The 15,735-nt window shown below is 69.7% G+C and carries 15 protein-coding genes; 7 read left to right on the top strand and 8 right to left on the bottom strand.

All coding sequences use genetic code 11. The annotated features are described in order from the left end of the window. Positions 1-294: 294 nt before the first annotated feature. Positions 295-1,137: an EamA family transporter gene (locus tag ABD333_RS44225; protein ID WP_344548835.1), complete on the bottom strand. Its 843-nt coding sequence runs from the start codon at positions 1,135-1,137 to the stop codon at positions 295-297. Between the two features lie 12 nt (positions 1,138-1,149). After that, positions 1,150-2,019 (bottom strand): alpha/beta fold hydrolase, encoded by an 870-nt coding sequence (locus ABD333_RS44220; protein ID WP_344548833.1) that lies wholly within the window; start codon positions 2,017-2,019, stop codon positions 1,150-1,152. Positions 2,020-2,113: 94 nt separating this feature from the next. Here ABD333_RS44220 and ABD333_RS44215 point away from each other — a divergent pair, with 94 nt between their 5' ends. Next, a complete protein-coding gene (locus ABD333_RS44215) occupies positions 2,114-2,617 on the top strand; it encodes a MarR family winged helix-turn-helix transcriptional regulator (protein WP_344548831.1) in 504 nt (167 codons plus the stop codon). A gap of 584 nt (positions 2,618-3,201) precedes the next feature. On the opposite strand, the gene ABD333_RS44210 is transcribed toward ABD333_RS44215, so the two are convergent. Together ABD333_RS44210 and ABD333_RS44205 are read right to left on the bottom strand one after the other, a co-directional pair. Next, positions 3,202-4,440 (bottom strand): tyrosine-type recombinase/integrase, encoded by a 1,239-nt coding sequence (locus ABD333_RS44210; RefSeq protein WP_344548825.1) that lies wholly within the window; start codon positions 4,438-4,440, stop codon positions 3,202-3,204. A gap of 43 nt (positions 4,441-4,483) precedes the next feature. Continuing rightward, a complete protein-coding gene (locus ABD333_RS44205) occupies positions 4,484-4,915 on the bottom strand; it encodes a hypothetical protein (RefSeq protein ID WP_344548823.1) in 432 nt (143 codons plus the stop codon). Positions 4,916-5,016: 101 nt separating this feature from the next. Between ABD333_RS44205 and ABD333_RS44200 the strand changes: the two genes are divergently transcribed. The 5 genes from ABD333_RS44200 (at position 5,017) to ABD333_RS44180 (ending at position 12,173) form a co-directional block, all read left to right on the top strand. Continuing rightward, complete coding sequence (locus ABD333_RS44200; RefSeq protein ID WP_344548821.1) at positions 5,017-6,312, top strand: phosphatidylethanolamine N-methyltransferase family domain-containing protein; 1,296 nt, start codon at positions 5,017-5,019, stop codon at positions 6,310-6,312. Between the two features lie 13 nt (positions 6,313-6,325). Next, a complete protein-coding gene (locus ABD333_RS44195) occupies positions 6,326-7,519 on the top strand; it encodes an FAD-dependent oxidoreductase (RefSeq protein ID WP_344548819.1) in 1,194 nt (397 codons plus the stop codon). Between the two features lie 104 nt (positions 7,520-7,623). Beyond that, positions 7,624-10,176, top strand: coding sequence for an MMPL family transporter (locus ABD333_RS44190; RefSeq protein ID WP_344548817.1), 2,553 nt, complete (start codon positions 7,624-7,626; stop codon positions 10,174-10,176). Between the two features lie 669 nt (positions 10,177-10,845). Continuing rightward, complete coding sequence (locus tag ABD333_RS44185) at positions 10,846-11,193, top strand: PadR family transcriptional regulator (protein WP_344548815.1); 348 nt, start codon at positions 10,846-10,848, stop codon at positions 11,191-11,193. After that, positions 11,190-12,173 (top strand): hypothetical protein, encoded by a 984-nt coding sequence (locus tag ABD333_RS44180; protein WP_344548813.1) that lies wholly within the window; start codon positions 11,190-11,192, stop codon positions 12,171-12,173. The genes ABD333_RS44185 and ABD333_RS44180 overlap by 4 nt, the downstream gene beginning before the upstream one ends. A 92-nt stretch (positions 12,174-12,265) precedes the next feature. Here the strand turns inward: ABD333_RS44180 and ABD333_RS44175 are convergent, their stop codons facing one another. From ABD333_RS44175 to ABD333_RS44160, 4 genes are all read right to left on the bottom strand, one after another. After that, positions 12,266-13,180 (bottom strand): phosphotransferase, encoded by a 915-nt coding sequence (locus ABD333_RS44175; RefSeq protein ID WP_344548811.1) that lies wholly within the window; start codon positions 13,178-13,180, stop codon positions 12,266-12,268. A gap of 262 nt (positions 13,181-13,442) precedes the next feature. Then, positions 13,443-13,796 carry a VOC family protein gene (locus tag ABD333_RS44170; RefSeq protein WP_344548809.1) on the bottom strand — a complete coding sequence of 118 codons (354 nt, stop codon included), beginning with the start codon at positions 13,794-13,796 and terminating at the stop codon, positions 13,443-13,445. A 49-nt stretch (positions 13,797-13,845) separates the two neighbouring features. Next, the gene (locus ABD333_RS44165) at positions 13,846-14,568 is read right to left on the bottom strand and encodes an SDR family NAD(P)-dependent oxidoreductase (protein ID WP_344548807.1); all 723 of its coding nucleotides are present in this window, start codon (positions 14,566-14,568) and stop codon (positions 13,846-13,848) included. Position 14,569: 1 nt separating this feature from the next. Beyond that, positions 14,570-15,079: an SRPBCC family protein gene (locus ABD333_RS44160; protein WP_344548805.1), complete on the bottom strand. Its 510-nt coding sequence runs from the start codon at positions 15,077-15,079 to the stop codon at positions 14,570-14,572. 98 nt (positions 15,080-15,177) lie between these two features. On the opposite strand from ABD333_RS44160, the gene ABD333_RS44155 reads away from it, so the two are divergent. Beyond that, on the top strand, positions 15,178-15,648 hold the full coding sequence (locus tag ABD333_RS44155; RefSeq protein WP_344548803.1) for a winged helix-turn-helix transcriptional regulator: 471 nt from the start codon (positions 15,178-15,180) through the stop codon (positions 15,646-15,648). Positions 15,649-15,735: the final 87 nt, after the last annotated feature.

Raw genomic sequence — 15,735 nt, 5'->3', positions numbered from 1 at the left:
CGACCCCAGGTCAGTCAGGGCGCCGGTCCGCCTTGTTGCGCTTGGTGGCTGAGCCGGGGCGGTGGGTTGTGAGGCGCTCGTTGTAGCTGGTCCGGCGCGGCGCGTTGGACGGCTCCCCGCTCCCTGACCCTGCGCCGAGCAGCCGCCGCCTTCCGTGCCGCCGTCACCGCGGCCCAGGACGACGGGTCAGGCCACCATCAGCCACGTGATCCACCGGGTGCAACGCACTGATCGGTGATCCGGCGGAACCCGTCGCCGCTTATGCCATCCGGTCGCCATTCGGAGCTGGGCGCGTCAGCCTGCGGAGAGGGCCAGGACGCCGATGAGTGATGTGGCGATGCCTATTAGCTGGGGGCGTTGGAGTTGTTCGTTGAGGAAGATCCGGGCGAGGGCGATGGTGATGATGGTGTGCAGGGAGCCCAGTACGGCGGCGATGCTCGCCAGGCTGAGCGTTGAGGCGGTGGCGTAGAGAGAGTCTGCCGCAATGATGAGGGCGCCGATCGCGGCGATGGTGGGTAGGTCGGCCTTGGGTGCGGTGACGTGGTGGCGCTTGAGGACGATGATGGAGGCGATCACGGTTACCGCGGTGAGGCGGGCCGTCAGCAAGGCCCATCCGACATCGCTTTGGCTGGCGTTGTGCATGGTGAGAAAGAAGGTGCCGAAGCCGATCGCCGCGAGCAGCCCGTAGAGGACGCTCGGCAGTGTCCGGGTGCCGTTGGCCTTGCCGCCGCTCGGCCGGCGGGCTGTGACGACCAGCCCGAGCAGCGCTAGCGCGAGTCCGGTGAACTGCAGCGGCCCGGGAATCTGACCGGTCGCCAGCCCGGCTAGAAGAGGGATGACGGGCGCGGTCGCGGCGACGGGCGCGACGATGCTCATTCTGCCGACCGCGAGGCCGCGGTAGAGGGCGGCGACGCCTGCTGTCTCGCCCAGCCCGGCGACGGCGCCCTGAACGAGGGAGGAGGTGTCCGGCAGGCTCCCCCCTCGTATGACCACCATGGCCGTCAGCAGGGCCAGTGCGGTGGTCTGCGAAATGAGCAGCACCGACAGCAGCGGGACGGAACGGCTCTTCAGCCCGCCGAGAAAGTCGGAGGCGCCCCAGGCGAGGCTTGCGCCGAGAGCGAGCGCGATGGCGAGCATGGGATCTCCCCGTCAGTGGTGGGCTGTGTGGTCGAGGATGGCGGGAATGATCGCCTCCCAGCTGGCCTGCGGGAAAGTCTCATGACCGGTCTGTTCCATGGCGATGAAGCGTGCGCCGGGGATCTCCGCGGCCAGGGCACGGCCGTGGCCGAGCGGGAGGAAGGGGTCTTCGGTGCCGTGCAGGACGAGCGTCGGCGCCTTGATCTGGTCGAGCCGGTGCCGCCACGGTGCTCCGGCGTCCAACAGATAGGGATTGGTCAACTGGGCGGCGATGTCGCCGGCGCGGTCGACGACGCGTCCCGCCAGCTCCCGCATGGCGTCTTCGTCGAAGGGACGTGAGGTAGCGGCGAACGGACGTTCGGCCTCGATCAGGTAGGCGATGGCGGCTTCCCGGTCCGACCAGTCGGGCTCGGGGGCCTCGACCGCGAACAGTGCCTGGAGCTCCGCCGACATTTCCGGCAGATCTTCTTGCGGGTGGCCCGGGCCCCCGGGAGTCGAGGACGCGAGGGTCAGTGAGGCGACCTTGTCGCCGTGGTCGAGCGCCAGCAGCTGGGCGACCGCCGCGCCCTGCGACATACCGACCAGGTGAACGCGGTCCCGTCCGAGCGCGCCGATCAGCTCTGCGGCGTCGGAGACGAGAGTGCGCAGGTCGTGCGGTGGGGCTCCGGCCGGTGAGCTGGTCGACCGTCCAGCGTCCCGGCTGTCGTAGCGGATGACGTACCGGCCTCCGCCGGCCAACTGCCGGACGAATTCCTCATCCCAGTTCAGTAGAGAGTGGCCGCCGCCGTGGATCAGCAGGATCGCGGGCCCGGTGGGGTCTCCGAATGTCTCAGCGGCCAGCTCTACCCCGTTGACCTTGAAGAATCGCTCGTTGGTCGCCATGATGTCCCGCTCCTCGAGAGAATCTTCGTTACATGTAACGGAGAAGATAGCCGAAGTTCCGTTACATGTCACTAGTTTTGTCTAAACTGGGCTCATGACCCCACCACACCACCCTGCCGGGGGAGGAGCCCGCGACGCCTGGGCGGCCTACCGCAGGCTGCAACTGCTCGTGGATGTCGAGATCTCCCGCGACCTGGAGAAGGACTCGGGCCTGTCGATGCCCGACTACGACGTGCTCGCCGCGGTGGCGGAGATGTCGTGCGAGGAGACATGCGTGCGGGTGAGCGGTCTGGCCAACCGGATGCACTGGGACCACAGCCGGCTGTCACGCCAACTCCGCCGCATGCAACAGCGCGGGCTGATCGCCCGCCAGTCCTGCGAGCTGGACGGCCGCGGCGACGACGTCCTGCTCACCGAGACCGGACGGCAGACCCTGGAAAGAGCGACCCCCGCCCACCTCGCATCGATCGACCGCCACTTCAGCGGAGCATTGTCCGAACGGCAGCTCGACGCCCTGATCGGAATCCAGCAGACCATCGCGGCAAGCCGTGCCGACAGTGGGCCTGCCGGTGTCAGCCGTGGAGGCAGTCGAGCTTGATCGAAGACAGACCCGCCGAGTTCACTCGCTGTACGCGGCCTCTGCCACACCTCTGGGGAGTCGCGCACTCACATGGAGCCTGAGCCACCACGTTGAGCGCAAATCTGGCCAACCGGCGACAGCTCAGGAGTCCTCGGCTTATCCGTCACCGATGGGTGCACGTTCAGCTGTACCGACCGGTGCGCATTCAGTTGTACGCCGACAGCGCGGACCTGCAGCACGGTGTTGCGCAGTATTTCCTCCACCTCGGGCAGATCACCGACGTCGAGTTGGTCGACGAGCCTGGCCGCAGCCGGTGGCGGGCCAGGGCAGGTGCACAGTTTTCCACTTCACGCGCTTCGGCATGACGTCGGAGCCGCTGGTCCGGCTGTGGGTATCGGTCATGCTCGGGCCTCCTGCCGGGCGAGGCGGCGTGTCATCACGGTCACCGCGGCCCGGGCGCAGGTCACCTGGGGCTGGCTCTGGCGGAGCTGGCTGAACATGGCCCGGGCGGCGTCGCGGTCCTGGTCCGACGCTGGCCGCGACCGTTTCGGCGGTGGCCTGGTTCGCGCGGCGACCAATCGGTATCGGCCCGTCCTTGCTGGTTAGCGGGGTGCTTGTGGGTCCGGGGCGAGGTCGTCGAAGACGGTGATGGCCTGGTCGACGTGGGCGGAGGCGCGGTGGGCTCGGTTGCGGCGTTCCCAGTAACCGATGGTGGTGGCCGGGTTGGCGTGGTCGGCGAACTCCTGCACCTCGGCGAGCGGGATTCCGGCGTCGAGCATGTGGGTTATGCGGGAGGCACGCCAGACATGCGGGGTGAGGTCGCGGCCGGGTAGAACGGCGGCGGCGCGGCCCAGCCGGGTGCTGATCCGGTCGACGTCGTGGCGGTCCAGGCGGCGGCCCGCCGCGTCCAGGAGCAGCGGCCCGGAGGTGCGGTCACCGATCACGCGGCCCAGCAGCCGGGTGCACCGGTCGGGCAGCGGCAGGGCGCGCTGCTTGCCGCCCTTGCGGGTCAGGCGCAGGACGGTGCGGTCGCTCTCGACGGCCAGGTCGGAGACGTCGGCGGCGCAGATCTCGGTGACCCGGCCGGCCAGGGTGTACAGCAGTACCACCACCAAAAGGTCCAGGTCGCTGCCCGCGCAGGCGGCCACCGCGCGCACCTGGTGGGTCTCCAGTACCGGGGTGGACGTGGCGGTGTTGCCGGTGGGGATGCGCGGCCGGTCGTCCTCGGTGACCGGGTTGACCAGCGGCGTGTCCAGCCGTCCGGCCGCGTGGACGTGCAGCGAGGACAGGCACGCGACGTAGCGGGCGATGCTGCGCTGGGCGACCCCGGCCGCCTCTTGGCGCAGCCGCCACATCCGCACGTGCTCGCGGGACAGGCAGCCGACGGCGAACGCGTCGTGGCCCAGTTCGCGGGCCAGCGGGGCCCAGACGCGGCGCAGGTCATCGACGTAGGTGCGTTTGGTGGCCGCCGAGGCGCGGCGGGTGCTGCTGAGCCAGTCGAGCACCAGCCCGAACGTTTCGGGCGTGCACGCCTCGGCCAGCAGTGCGATCCGGCGCCGGTAGATGCGGCGGCCTCCCAAGCGCGCGACCTGCACCTGGCCCAAGTCAGCGTCCAGCTTGGCCAAGGCGTCGGCGGCCAGCGGTCGAGCGGGCCACGCCAGCGTCCCGTCCGGGCGGGCCACGGGAACCACGTCGGGTCCTGGCTCAGTCGTGTGTCGCGCCTGCGTCGGACCGGTCGTGCCGTTGCCGGAAGCGGTTGCAGTGTCTGTGCTGAGCACCGCTCCGCGCAGCGGCGGCGGATCGCCGGGTTGCGGAGGCGCGGCCCCCTCGTCCAGCGTCATCGGATCGTCCCTTCCCGGGCGCAGGATGTGACGTGGCGTCAGCTTAGACGCCCGGGCATCGTGTCGGGTTACGAGGGCATGCGGCACAAGGACCCGTGGTCGTGCTCAGCCAGGCGAGCCAGGCGCCCATACCGCGCACCGTCTCCCAGCACGAGCCCGGCCGCCGGTCGGTGAGGGCGTCGGCGCCGACCTGCCGTGCCGCAGATCCCAGCCGGAGCGCCCGGTTGGCCGGGTCGTCGGTGCTGAACACCGTGTAGAGCGCGTCGGCCAGCAGTTCGGGGACGCGGCTCCGCGCCGCCCGCTCCCGCCGGTAGTCCTGGAACGTGGCGGACCTGGCCAGGCACATCCCGTTGGCGAAGGCCAGCAACAGGCCCGCCGCCGTCAGCGGATGGAAGTGCCCGACGACGTCGCCGTACGCGCGTTCCACGGGCAACCCGTCCAGCGCGCGTTCGTCGGTTTCGGGACGTATCAGCACCCGCAGCACACTCTGGGTTGCTACAAGTCAACTACCCAGAGCAATGGTTCGGGCGCGACAAGTAGCCGCATAATCACTGTTCGCGACCGAAGGGAGATCCCGTGTGGGCGACGAGGCGGCGTGCCGGAGTGCTGCGCGACTTCGTCGGGCCGCTCGTCCTGCTCGTGCTCACCCCGCCTTCGGTCATCATCCTGTGGGAGGCCTGCCGGTATCTCGACGGCTCGCTGCGGCGGCTGGCCACCCTCGACGGATGGGCCGCCGTCAAGGCCGGCGTTCCGTCTCCCAGCTGGAGCGCCGCAGCGGTGCTCCTTGGCTTCCTGCTCTGGGAGGCGCTGCTCCTCAGGCTCCTGCCCGGACGGCTTCACCGGGGTCCCGTGACCCCGGACGGAGCGCGTCCGGAGTACCGGCTCAACGGGGTCCGGGCCTGGCTGGTCACTCACGCCGCCTTCCTCGGCGCCTCCTACGGCTTGGGCTGGTTCTCACCCGGCATCCTGTACGAGCGGTTCGGGGAGTTGCTCATCACGATGTGCCTGGGCTGCCTGGCGCTGTGCGGTCTGCTGTACGCCAAGGGCAGGCTCAGGCCTTCGGCCGCCGACGCGGGAAGCGGCCGCAACGTCGTCATGGACTACTTCTGGGGCGTCGAGCTGCACCCCTCCGTCCTCGGCGTCGATCTCAAGCAGCTGTTCAACTGCCGCTTCGGGATGATGGGCTGGAGCCTGCTCGTCGTCTCGTTCGCCGCGTACCAGCACGAGCGACTGGGACATCTCACCAACGCGCTGGCGGTCTCCGTCGCGTTGCAGCTGGTCTACATCCTGAAGTTCTTCGTGTGGGAGCGCGGCTATTTCAGCACGCTCGACATGATGCACGACAGGTTCGGCTACTACCTGTGCTGGGGCGTCACGACGTGGCTGCCGGGTGTCTACACCATCGCGGCGCAGTACCTCACCGCTCACCCTCGTCAGATCCCGTCATGGGCCGCCTGGACATTGCTCGCCGTCGGGCTGGCGGCCATCGGGATCAACTACGACGCCGACCGGCAGCGCCAGCGGACCAGGGACTCCGGCGGGACGGCCATGATCTGGGGACGCCCGGCGCAGGTGATCCAGGCCCGGTACGCCACCGGCGACGGCCAGTCCCGTCAGAGCCTGCTGCTCGTGTCCGGCTGGTGGGGGGTGGCCAGGCATTTCCACTACCTGCCCGAGATGGTCCTGGCCCTGGCGTGGAGCCTGCCCGCGGGCTTCGGGCACCTGCTCCCCTACGTCTACCCGATCTTCCTGGGCGTCTTGCTGGTCGACCGCGCCGGCCGGGACGACCGCCGGTGCCAGGACAAGTACGGCGCCTACTGGAACGAGTACAGGCGACGGGTCCGCTGGCGCGTCGTACCGCGCGTGTACTGAACGAAGGGGTCACATGAAGCGGCGAATCTGCATCATCGGCACCGGCGTGTCGGGGCTGGGGGCCGCGTGGGCGCTGTCCCGCCGCCCCGGCGAGTTCGACGTCCAGGTCTTCGAACGTGACGACCGCATCGGCGGCAACGCGGTCACCGTCGACTTCCCCACGCTCGCGGGCGGGACGGTACCGGTCGACATATCGGTCACGGCCTTCATCCCTTCCGTCTACCAGAACTATGTCGAGCTCATGAAGGCATGCGGCGTTCCGCAGACGCCGACCCGCTTCAGCTACTCGGTCCGCTACGGGAACGACGTCTACGCGCACGACTTCGATTCCGAGCTGAGGACGTCCCTGGCCGACGACATAGCCAAGTTCAGGAGACTCCTCCGCTTTCTGGGAGTGTTCAACGAACTCAACCGCAGGCCGTCTGTGACCAGGGCCGCCGTCAATCCGTTCGACTACGTCAGCATGCGGCGGATGCTCGATCTGTGGGGGATCTCAGACGACTTCCGCTACAAGGCCCTGAAGCCGCTCTTCGTCAACTTCGTGCTCGCGTCGGGCGTCTTCGAGATGCCCGCCTCCCTCTTCTCCCGGTACCTGGACTTCTTCGACGTCGAACGTGCCACCCCGATGGTCACCTGGCGGGGAGGCACGCGGGCCGTCTACGGCGCGATGACCGCCGGCTTCCAGGACAGAATCCACCTCGGCAGGGCCGCTGTGCGGGTCGTGCACACCGACGCCTCCGTGCTCCCCGACGACGCCACTCACGCCCTGCGGCACCGCAGCAACTTCGTCCGCCGGCACGGGCCACGTCCGGACGACTACGAGATCACCTACATCATGCACAACCAGCAGCCCTGGGCCGCGACGGGCGGCCTGCGCTGCCTGGTCACCTACAACCTGCGGACCCCGATCGACGAGTCCAAGGTGGTGGGCCGGTTCCGTTTCCGGCACGTCGTCCACGACGTCTTCCACACCGCCGCCCTGCTCGCCCTGCTCCCGCTCCTCCAAGGCCGAAACCGCACCTGGTTCTGCGGTGCCCACACTCTGATCAACAGCCAGGAGCACGGACTCCTGTCCGGCCTGGCCGTCGCACGCCGCCTCGGGGCCGACTACCCGTTCACCCACAACCCCGAGGCGACGGCATGGTTCAACTTCCACGGAACCGTCATGCACGGCCGCCGCTTCCCGCGATGCCGTCCCGCGTTCTGATGAAACCGCAATGCGGCGGGCCGGACATACCCCGACCGTGATTACTCAGGGCACCATGGGCGATGCACTGTGTGGCCGCTGGACGACGACGGTACGGAGGTTCCGTGTCCGCGATCGCCCGGCACAAGGTCGCGATCCTGATCGTCACGGCGACGGCCGCCCTGGTCTCGGTTCCCATGGCGATGGACCTCGACCGGCACGTGGGCGGGGCGGACCTGACCGTGCCGAACTCCCCGTCCGATCGCGCCGACCGGATGCTCGCCGACCGCTTCGGCGGCGGCCATCCCGACCTGGTCCTGGTGGCGACCGCACCCGGATCCGTGGACGACCGGGCCGCCGCCGCGGCGGGGCGGGCGCTGACCCGTCGACTGGCCGCGCGGCCGGACGTTCGGTGGACGATCTCCCACTGGCAGCGAACGGCACCGCCGGGACTGCGTTCGGCCGACAGGCGCCGGGCGTTGCTGCTGGTGCGGCTGGCGGGCGGCGCCGAGCGCCAGCAGCGGCACACCACGGCCGTGGTGTCGGCGGCACGCGGCCGCCACGGTGTGCTGGACGTGGCGGTGACCGGCGCCGCCGAGCTCAACGCCGAGGCCACCCGGCAGGGCCTGGCCGACCTGCGCCGGGGCGAGCTGATCGCCGCGCCGATCATCCTGGCCTGCCTGGTGCTGGCCTTCGGCGGCGTCACCGCCGCGCTCCTGCCGCTGCTGGTCGCGGGACTGTCGATCGCGGCGACCTTTCCCGTGCTGCGCATGGTGTCCGCGCTGACGGAGGTGTCGGTCTTCGCCCTCAACATGGCGACCGTCCTCGGCATGGGACTGGCCATCGACTACAGCCTGCTGATCATCACCAGGTTCCGGCAGGAGCTGGCCGCCGGGAAGGCGGTGGGCGACGCCGTGTCGGCCACCGTGCGCACCGCCGGGCGGACGGTGGTGGTCAGCGGCGTGATCGTGATGGTGTCGCTGGCGGCCGCTTTGATCTTTCCCATCTACCCGATGCGTTCGCTGGCCTACGCGGGCATCCCGATCGTGGGATTCACCGTGCTGGCCGCGGTGGTCACGCTTCCTGCCGTGCTGGCGTTGACCGGCAGCCGGATCGACCGCTTCTCCGTGCGAGCGCCTTGGTTGCGCCTTGGCACGCCGCCGATCGCGGGCCCGCCGTACCGTCGCGGCTCGCGGCTGTGGGGGCTATGGGGGCTGTGGGCGCCGCGGTTGACACGGGGCAGGACGCGCCGGCCAGGGCCGGTCGCCGTCAGCAGTTCGATGGTCACGGTTCCCGCTGTGCTGGCCGTCTTCGGCGGGCGTATGGACAAATTCCCCGTCTGGCCGCCTCGTCCGCGTTCCGGCATGGGCTGGGGTGGGAACGCCCCGTACCGCCGAGGCTTGTGGGGCCGGGTGGCGCACGGGGTGGCGCGCCGCCCGACGCCCGTCGTCCTCAGCAGCTCGATGGTCGCGCTCCCCGCCCTGCTGCTCCTCTTCGGCCGCCGGCTCGACGGTTCCGCCGTCCGGCCGCCACGGCCGCGCCCCGGCACGCCGTCGATCCGGCACCCGGCGCACGACCGGCGGGCCGGGCCGTGGGGCCGGCTGGCGCTGGCGGTGATGCGCCGGCCCGTGAGCGTCGCCCTCGGCACCGCGGCCGTGCTGGTCCTCCTCGGGTCGCCCTTCGCCGGCGCCCGGTTCGGCATCCCTGACGACCGAGCGCTGCCCGCGCACACGCCCGTGCGCATCACCACTCAGCTCGTGCGCGATCAGTTCGCCGGAGCCGCGACCGTGACATCGGTCGTCCTGCCCGGCTCCCGGCTGAGCTCCGCCAAGTCGCTGGACGGCTACGCCCGTGCTCTGTCGCGACTTTCCGGCGTGTCCCGTGTGGACGCCGCCACCGGCACCTATCGGGCAGGCCGCAGGGTCGCCGAGCCCGGCCCCGCGTCACGTGCGTTCCGGTCCCCCAGCGGCACCTGGCTGTCCGTCGCCTCGCCCATCGAGCCCGTGTCCGCGGCCGGCGCCGACCTGGTGCGTCGGATCCGGGCCGTCCCCTCGCCCGGCCCGGCCCTGGTGGGCGGAATCGCCGCCGGCTCCGTCGACCTCATCGAGGCGGTCCGCGCCCGCGTGGCGTGGGTGATCGCCATCATGGGAGCGGCCTCGCTCCTGCTCGTCGCGGCGTTCACCCGCAGCCTGCTGCTGCCCGTGAAGACCGTCGTGCTCAACGTGCTGAGCCTCACCGCGAGCTTCGGCGCGATGGTCTACGTCTTCCAGGACGGCCACCTGCGCGAGCTCCTCGGAGACTTCACGCCCACCGGCACCATCGACGTCATGCTGACCGTATTGGTCTTGTGCATCGCCTACGGGCTGTCCATGGACTACGCACTGTTCCTGCTGTCGGGCATCAAGGAGCGCTACGACGTCAGCGGCGACAACACCGCCGCCGTCGCCCAGGGGCTCCAGCAGACGGGCCGCCTCGTCACCGCCGCCGCCGTGCTCATGGTCGTCGTCCTGGCGGCCTTCACGATGTCGGGCCTGACGCCGCTCAAGATGTTCGGCGTGGGCCTCGGCCTCGCCGTCCTGGTGGACGCCACCCTCGTCCGCTGCCTGCTGGTGCCCGCGCTCATGCGCCTGGCCGGCCGGGCGAACTGGTGGTTCCCCGGCCGTGTGCGCCGCCGGTGAGGGGGGCCGATCCAGCCGTGCCGGCGTCCTCGGCCGTGCTGCTGCCCGCCTTCGTAGCAGCGCTGTTCGCCGGTTCTCTGGTGGCGCCGGGCCCGGTTCGGCAGGGGGTCGTCCTGCCGGACGGCAGCCGGCGTCCACCGCCTCTCGCGACGGACGGCGGCCACCCTCTCCAGATCATCGCCACCAGCGGCCTGCTCGCAGCGATGCGCATGTACGAACGCCCCCGCACCTGCACACACCCCATATCCGCAGGGGGCCCGCGCCATTGCAGGTCGTGGCGGCGGAGCTCTGTCCCCTGGTCCGGCTTCCTTGTCCCGAACGTGACCCGAGCCGCAGGTAGCCCCAGATACCGCGTCACCAGCTTCGATTGATCACTGCGGGTCTGCGGACGCTTCCGGGTGCTAGCCGCGTAGTACTCCAACGCCCCGGGAAACACCGCCAGCGCGCATCGGCGCCACGGCCCGGCGCATCCAGGAACGCATGGGTTTTGTCTGATGAGCAGCGGGTGGTCTATGGGGCGTTCGATGAGCTGCCGATTCGCATCGCCTGGACGTAGCGGTCCTGATCGGCCCCCGCTTCCGAACGTGTTCCCAGCCGCCAGGTGGATAGCGCGGTCGGCTATAGGTAAATCATCGACATATGTCGATAGTGTGGCCTATGGTGCTCGTCATGGCATCGACGTCTATGCAAGAGCCCACGAGGCTGCTGCTGACCGCGCTCGCGGACGAGCCCCGGCACGGCTACGCCCTGATCAAGGAAATCGGGGAGGTCTCCGAAGGGCGGGTCAAGCTCCGTACGGGCACCCTGTACGCCGCGCTCGCCCGCCTCCAGCAGCAGGGCTGGGTCGAGGTGACCGGCGAAGAGGTCATCGACGGAAGGCACCGCCGCTACTACGCCCTGACCCGCGCCGGCGCCGACGCGCTGGCCGAGGAGACCGAACGACTCCGCGCCGCCGTACGAGAAGCGGATCGCCGCCTCCAACTGCGCCTGGGCGGAGCCGGCGGGGTGACGGCATGAGCGGCTCCGCACGCCTCACCAAGGCAATTCTCCGCCTCTATCCGGCCGAGCGGCACGCGGAGCTCGCCTCGACGATGCAGGACACTCTCGCCGGGCAGAGTCGCGCCGGGGCCGTACGGGAGTTGGCAGACCTCACCGTGCAGGGGCTTCGGGAGCGGTCGGGACTGACCGCCACCTCCGCGGTCGGAGCGGTCGTCGCCGCGGCCGCGCCTTTCGCGGCGGCCTCGGCGATCTCGATCTCGTTGGTGTTCCTGGTCTTCGCGGAGCGGTCGTGGAGGCATCCGTACGAGAGTCCGTTCGCGCCGCCGGGGCCGTTCGACACCCTCGGCCCCTACGCCTATGCCCTGTGGCTGCTGGTGGCCGTGGCCTCGTGCTCGGGCTGGGCGCGCGCCGCGCGGCTGCTGATGGTGGCCGCGGTCGTGATGACAGCGGCGCTCGTGCCGCTGGCCAGGCTCACCGGCTGGGACAGCCCGCCGCTCATCGTGCTGGGCGTGCTGGTGGCGTTCGGCGTGATCGCGCTGGCGGCACCGCCGGATCCGATCGGCCGGCCGCCGCTGGACGGCCGCGTCACGGTGATCAGCATGGCCTTCGCGGCGCTCCTGTCGGCACCCGTGCTCGTCTACTTCAACGTCGATTTCGGCCAGATAGGCGGCCTGCTCGGACCGGATCGTCCGCTCTGGTATCACGGGAGAGAGGCGGCCGACGCGATGGGCGTCTGGATCCCGGCGTTGCTGGTCGTCGCCCTGATCGCCGCCGTCGCGTGCATGCGCTGGAACGTGCTCGCCCCGTTCGCGGTCGTGCTCCTGTCCGTCCCCTGGTGCGCGTTCGCCTTCAGTGTCGGGCACGACAGCTACGACCACGGGGCGACCGTGCCGTACATGAGGGCGACCGTGCCGTACATGGTCCTGCCCACTGCGCTCGCCCTGATCGCCGCCGTGGCCGCACTCGCCCACAAAACCAGACGCCGCGCCATCGACTGACCCTTCCCCGCCTCGTTGAGTCGTGACCCGCGAAGTGAAATGGATGCCTGTGCCCAACGTCCTGTGTTGCGACGGAGAGATGCTCAGCTTGATCAGCGATGGGCCGCGATGAGGCGTCGTAGTGCGGCGTGGGCGGGTGGGCCCCACGTGACCTTGCCGCCCGGGCGGCCACGGACAACGGCTTCCCCGATATGGATGCAGGCGAGGGCTTTCAGTACGGCCAATCCGCGGGCGCGGCGCAGGGTCGCGGTGTCCGGGGTCGGCTGGTATGCGGCGTGGAAGCGGTCGGTGGCGCCGTCGGGCAGCAGGATCCAGGCGGCGGCGAGGTCCCAGGCCGGGTCGCCGGCGAAAAGGTCGCCGAAGTCGATCACGCCGCTGATGGTGCCGTCTGTGGTGAGGACGTTGGCCGGATGCAGGTCGCCGTGGAGCCAGAGTGCCGGGCCGGCCCAGTCGGACGCAGCTGCGGCGTCGTCCCAGACCGCGCGCACTTCTTCCGGGTCGGAGATGAGTCCCATCTCGGTGGCCGAGGTGAGCTGGTGGGCGAAACCCCCGGAGTAGTCGGCCAGCGGCCCGCCGCGGTCCCGTCCTGTGGGTGCCTGGTCGGGGGCGGGTTGGTGCAAAGCCGTCAGGAAGGCGGCCAAGGCGTCGGCGGCTTCCGCGGCGCGTGTGACGGGGGCACGGTCGGCAGGCTCGCCCGCCACCCAGGTGGTGACGATCCAAGGTCGCGGAAACAGCGCGGAAGCCTCGCCGAGTCGCTGCGGAACGGGAACCGGTAGCGGAAGGCGTGGGGCGATGGAGGGCAGCCAGGTGTGCTCCTTGCGCAGCAACTCGTCCGCGGACTGCGTCGCCCAGGGCAACCGGACGGCGAGATCGTCGCCGAGCCGCCAAATCTGGTTGTCCCAGCCACGCGCCCCGAGCGTCACGGGGTGGTCGGCCAGGTCGGGGCGCTGGTCACGCAGCAGGTCCCGCACCAATTCCGCGGTGATCGCGATCTCGATGTGCGTCATTCGGAGCAACACTAGCCCGACGGTCACCGGCCCATTCCGGCTGCCGGGGAGGGACCCGTGGCCGACGAGGATGTAGGGGTGCCGGCAAGGCCACTCGCGGGTCTTGCGGCACCTCGGAGGGCTGGGAGTTCTGCGAGCGGGTCTACGAGGTCCGGTACGTCGACACGACGCCGTTGGCAGGCTCGGCGCCCCGTGCAGCGGCGCATTAGCGAGCGTGCCCGGCCAGCGCACGGCAGGTGCTGGCCGGGCACGGCGCCCGGGCTTAGGAGTCCTTTTTGAACTGGATGATCTGGAGGTAGTTCCCGTCAGGGTCTTCGAACGTTCCGAAGCGGCCGGAGGGGCGATCGGCGACGGGGACGAGCCAGTCCACGCCGGCCGCGCGCAGCTGTGCCTCGACGGCGCCGAAGTCGTCGACGTGGAAGTTGAGGATCATTCGGCCCGGCTCGTTGTTCTTGGCGTCGACGTCGTCGCGCTGCTCGATGACCAGCAGGAAGCCGCCGAGATCGATCGGCCCTTCGCCCTCGTGTCCCGGTGCGAGCGCCTTGCGGTACCACTCACGCAGTTCCGCAGGCCGGGTGGTGCCGAGAAGGATGCTGCCGGGTTTCGGTGTGGTCATTCGGGATCTCCTTGTCGTTCAGGCGAAGGGCTGCGCGTCACGCGTGGGACTAGGCGGGTTCGGCTGCCGAGAGGGCGGCATGCTCGTCCTCCAGCGCCTTGGCCGGGCTGTTTCGCCATCCGGCGGCCATGGTCTGCGCCATGGGGTCGGGGAAGATGTCCTCTTCCTGGTTCTCCACGCCGTCGAAGATGGCTCGCGCGACCGATTCCGGTGATGCCTTGGGCATGTCGAACCCGCGATTCATGTCGGTGTCGGTCGGGCCGGTGAACACGGCGTGGACCCTTACGCCCTGGTCGGCAAGAAATATTCGTTGTGACCGCGTCAGGGAGTATGCGGCTGCCTTGGAGATCGAGTAGGCCGGGACGATCGGCATCGGTTCCAGGGCCGCGGTGGACAGGTTGTTGACGATGGCGCCGCGGGAACGGACCAGCAGGGGCAGGAAGGCCTGTGTCACGCCGTGGTAGCCGAAGAGGTTGACGGCGAGGTGGTGTTCGAGCACGGCCGGGTCGTTGAGATCGTCGGGCACTGCCACGCCGGCGTTGTTGACGAGAAGGTCAAGGGCGGGGACGGCCTGGGCGGCCTGCTGTGTCTGGGCCTTGTCGGTGACGTCAAGGAGCAGGGGTGTGACTCGTTCGTCCGGGTGGACGAAGGATCCGCGGGTGGCGGCGTACACCTGCCGGGCGCCCCTGTGCAGGGCCTCTTCCAGCAGTGCCCGCCCGATGCCGCGGTTGGCGCCGGTGATCAGGACGATCTTGCCTGTGAGCGCGGTCATCTCAGGCACTCACCTTGGTGTCGGCCAGGCCGGTGGCCCGGGGTGAGCGCTTGGCGCGGTGCGCGGTGGCGGCGTGCTGGTGGTCCGGGGCGTTCCCGTCCTCTTTGGGGTTGGGCTGGCCCTTGCCTGTGTTGATCAGGTTGCGCAGGCTGCCGCTGATGTAGCCGCCCCAGGCGTTGGTGCACACGTCGTAGCACTCGTACTGCGGAACCAGTCCCACGTGGGTGAAACGGACCTCGGCGCCGCCGTCCTTCTCGGAGATCTCGAAGACGACCTCGGTGTCCTTCCATTCGGCCTGGTCTTCGATGAAGTTGAAGTAGTTGTCCAGGATGAGCCAGGCGACCTTCCGGCCGGGCACGAGTTCGGTGACGCGGAGCTTGCAGCGGTGGACGTCCTGGTAGCGGTGGTCGAACTCGCCGCCGACCTGGTCGGTGACGCCCTCGACCCCTTGCGACCACCAACCGCGGACGTCGGTGATGGCCTCGAACGCTTCCTGGGGAGTGCGGTCCACCGAAAAGGTAGTGGTGAAATTCTCACCTGCTTGCATCATGCAAGTTAAATTAGCCTAGGCGCTTTCATGACGCAAGCCCCCCTCGGTAGACTGGGGGCATGCTGGGAAAGACCTACGACTCACAGGTGTGCTCGATCGCACGCGCCCTGGAGCTGATCGGCGAACGCTGGAGCCTGCTGATCATTCGCGACGCCGTGTTCGGGGGAGCGACCCGCTACAGCGACTTCCAGCGCAGCCTGGGAGTCGCGACCAACATCCTCAAGTCCCGCCTCGACGGATTCGTCGAGGCGGGGATCATGCGGCGCCGCAGATACTCCGAGCAGTCCGAACTGTACGAGTACCTGCTGACCGACAAGGGGCGTGCGCTCGCGCCCGCGCTGGTCGCGCTCTCCGAGTGGGGCGACAAGTGGGCGACGGAGGGGGAGCCGCCGATCCTCTACACCCACTCGGTGTGCGGCACCGGAGTCACTCAGCAGTCGGTGTGCTCCCACTGCGGCCGCGTGGACGACCCGGCCGAGATCCAGGCCACGATCGGACCCGGCATGCCCCCCGAACGCATCAAGGCCTGACTGACCTCCACATCCACGGTGTAGACCTCATTCGCTCGTTGCCGGTGTCAGGGCGACATCCCAGAACTCGGCGTAGCGGCCGCCACC

Origin of the sequence: Actinomadura fulvescens, from assembly GCF_039533225.1 — a bacterium.
Lineage (GTDB): Bacteria > Actinomycetota > Actinomycetes > Streptosporangiales > Streptosporangiaceae > Spirillospora > Spirillospora fulvescens.
The sequence above is the reverse complement of the archived record's forward strand: the minus strand, read 5'-3'. Positions and strand labels throughout refer to the sequence as shown.

Bases quoted from the DNA above. Each gene is read 5' to 3' on its own strand.
- ABD333_RS44225 (WP_344548835.1), bottom strand. From the start codon at position 1,137: ATGCTCGCCATCGCGCTCGCTCTCGGCGCAAGCCTCGCCTGGGGCGCC.
- ABD333_RS44220 (WP_344548833.1), bottom strand. From the start codon at position 2,019: ATGGCGACCAACGAGCGATTCTTCAAGGTCAACGGGGTAGAGCTGGCC.
- ABD333_RS44215 (WP_344548831.1), top strand. From the start codon at position 2,114: ATGACCCCACCACACCACCCTGCCGGGGGAGGAGCCCGCGACGCCTGG.
- ABD333_RS44210 (WP_344548825.1), bottom strand. From the start codon at position 4,440: ATGACGCTGGACGAGGGGGCCGCGCCTCCGCAACCCGGCGATCCGCCG.
- ABD333_RS44195 (WP_344548819.1), top strand. From the start codon at position 6,326: ATGAAGCGGCGAATCTGCATCATCGGCACCGGCGTGTCGGGGCTGGGG.
- ABD333_RS44185 (WP_344548815.1), top strand. From the start codon at position 10,846: ATGGCATCGACGTCTATGCAAGAGCCCACGAGGCTGCTGCTGACCGCG.
- ABD333_RS44180 (WP_344548813.1), top strand. From the start codon at position 11,190: ATGAGCGGCTCCGCACGCCTCACCAAGGCAATTCTCCGCCTCTATCCG.
- ABD333_RS44175 (WP_344548811.1), bottom strand. From the start codon at position 13,180: ATGACGCACATCGAGATCGCGATCACCGCGGAATTGGTGCGGGACCTG.
- ABD333_RS44170 (WP_344548809.1), bottom strand. From the start codon at position 13,796: ATGACCACACCGAAACCCGGCAGCATCCTTCTCGGCACCACCCGGCCT.
- ABD333_RS44165 (WP_344548807.1), bottom strand. From the start codon at position 14,568: ATGACCGCGCTCACAGGCAAGATCGTCCTGATCACCGGCGCCAACCGC.
- ABD333_RS44155 (WP_344548803.1), top strand. From the start codon at position 15,178: ATGCTGGGAAAGACCTACGACTCACAGGTGTGCTCGATCGCACGCGCC.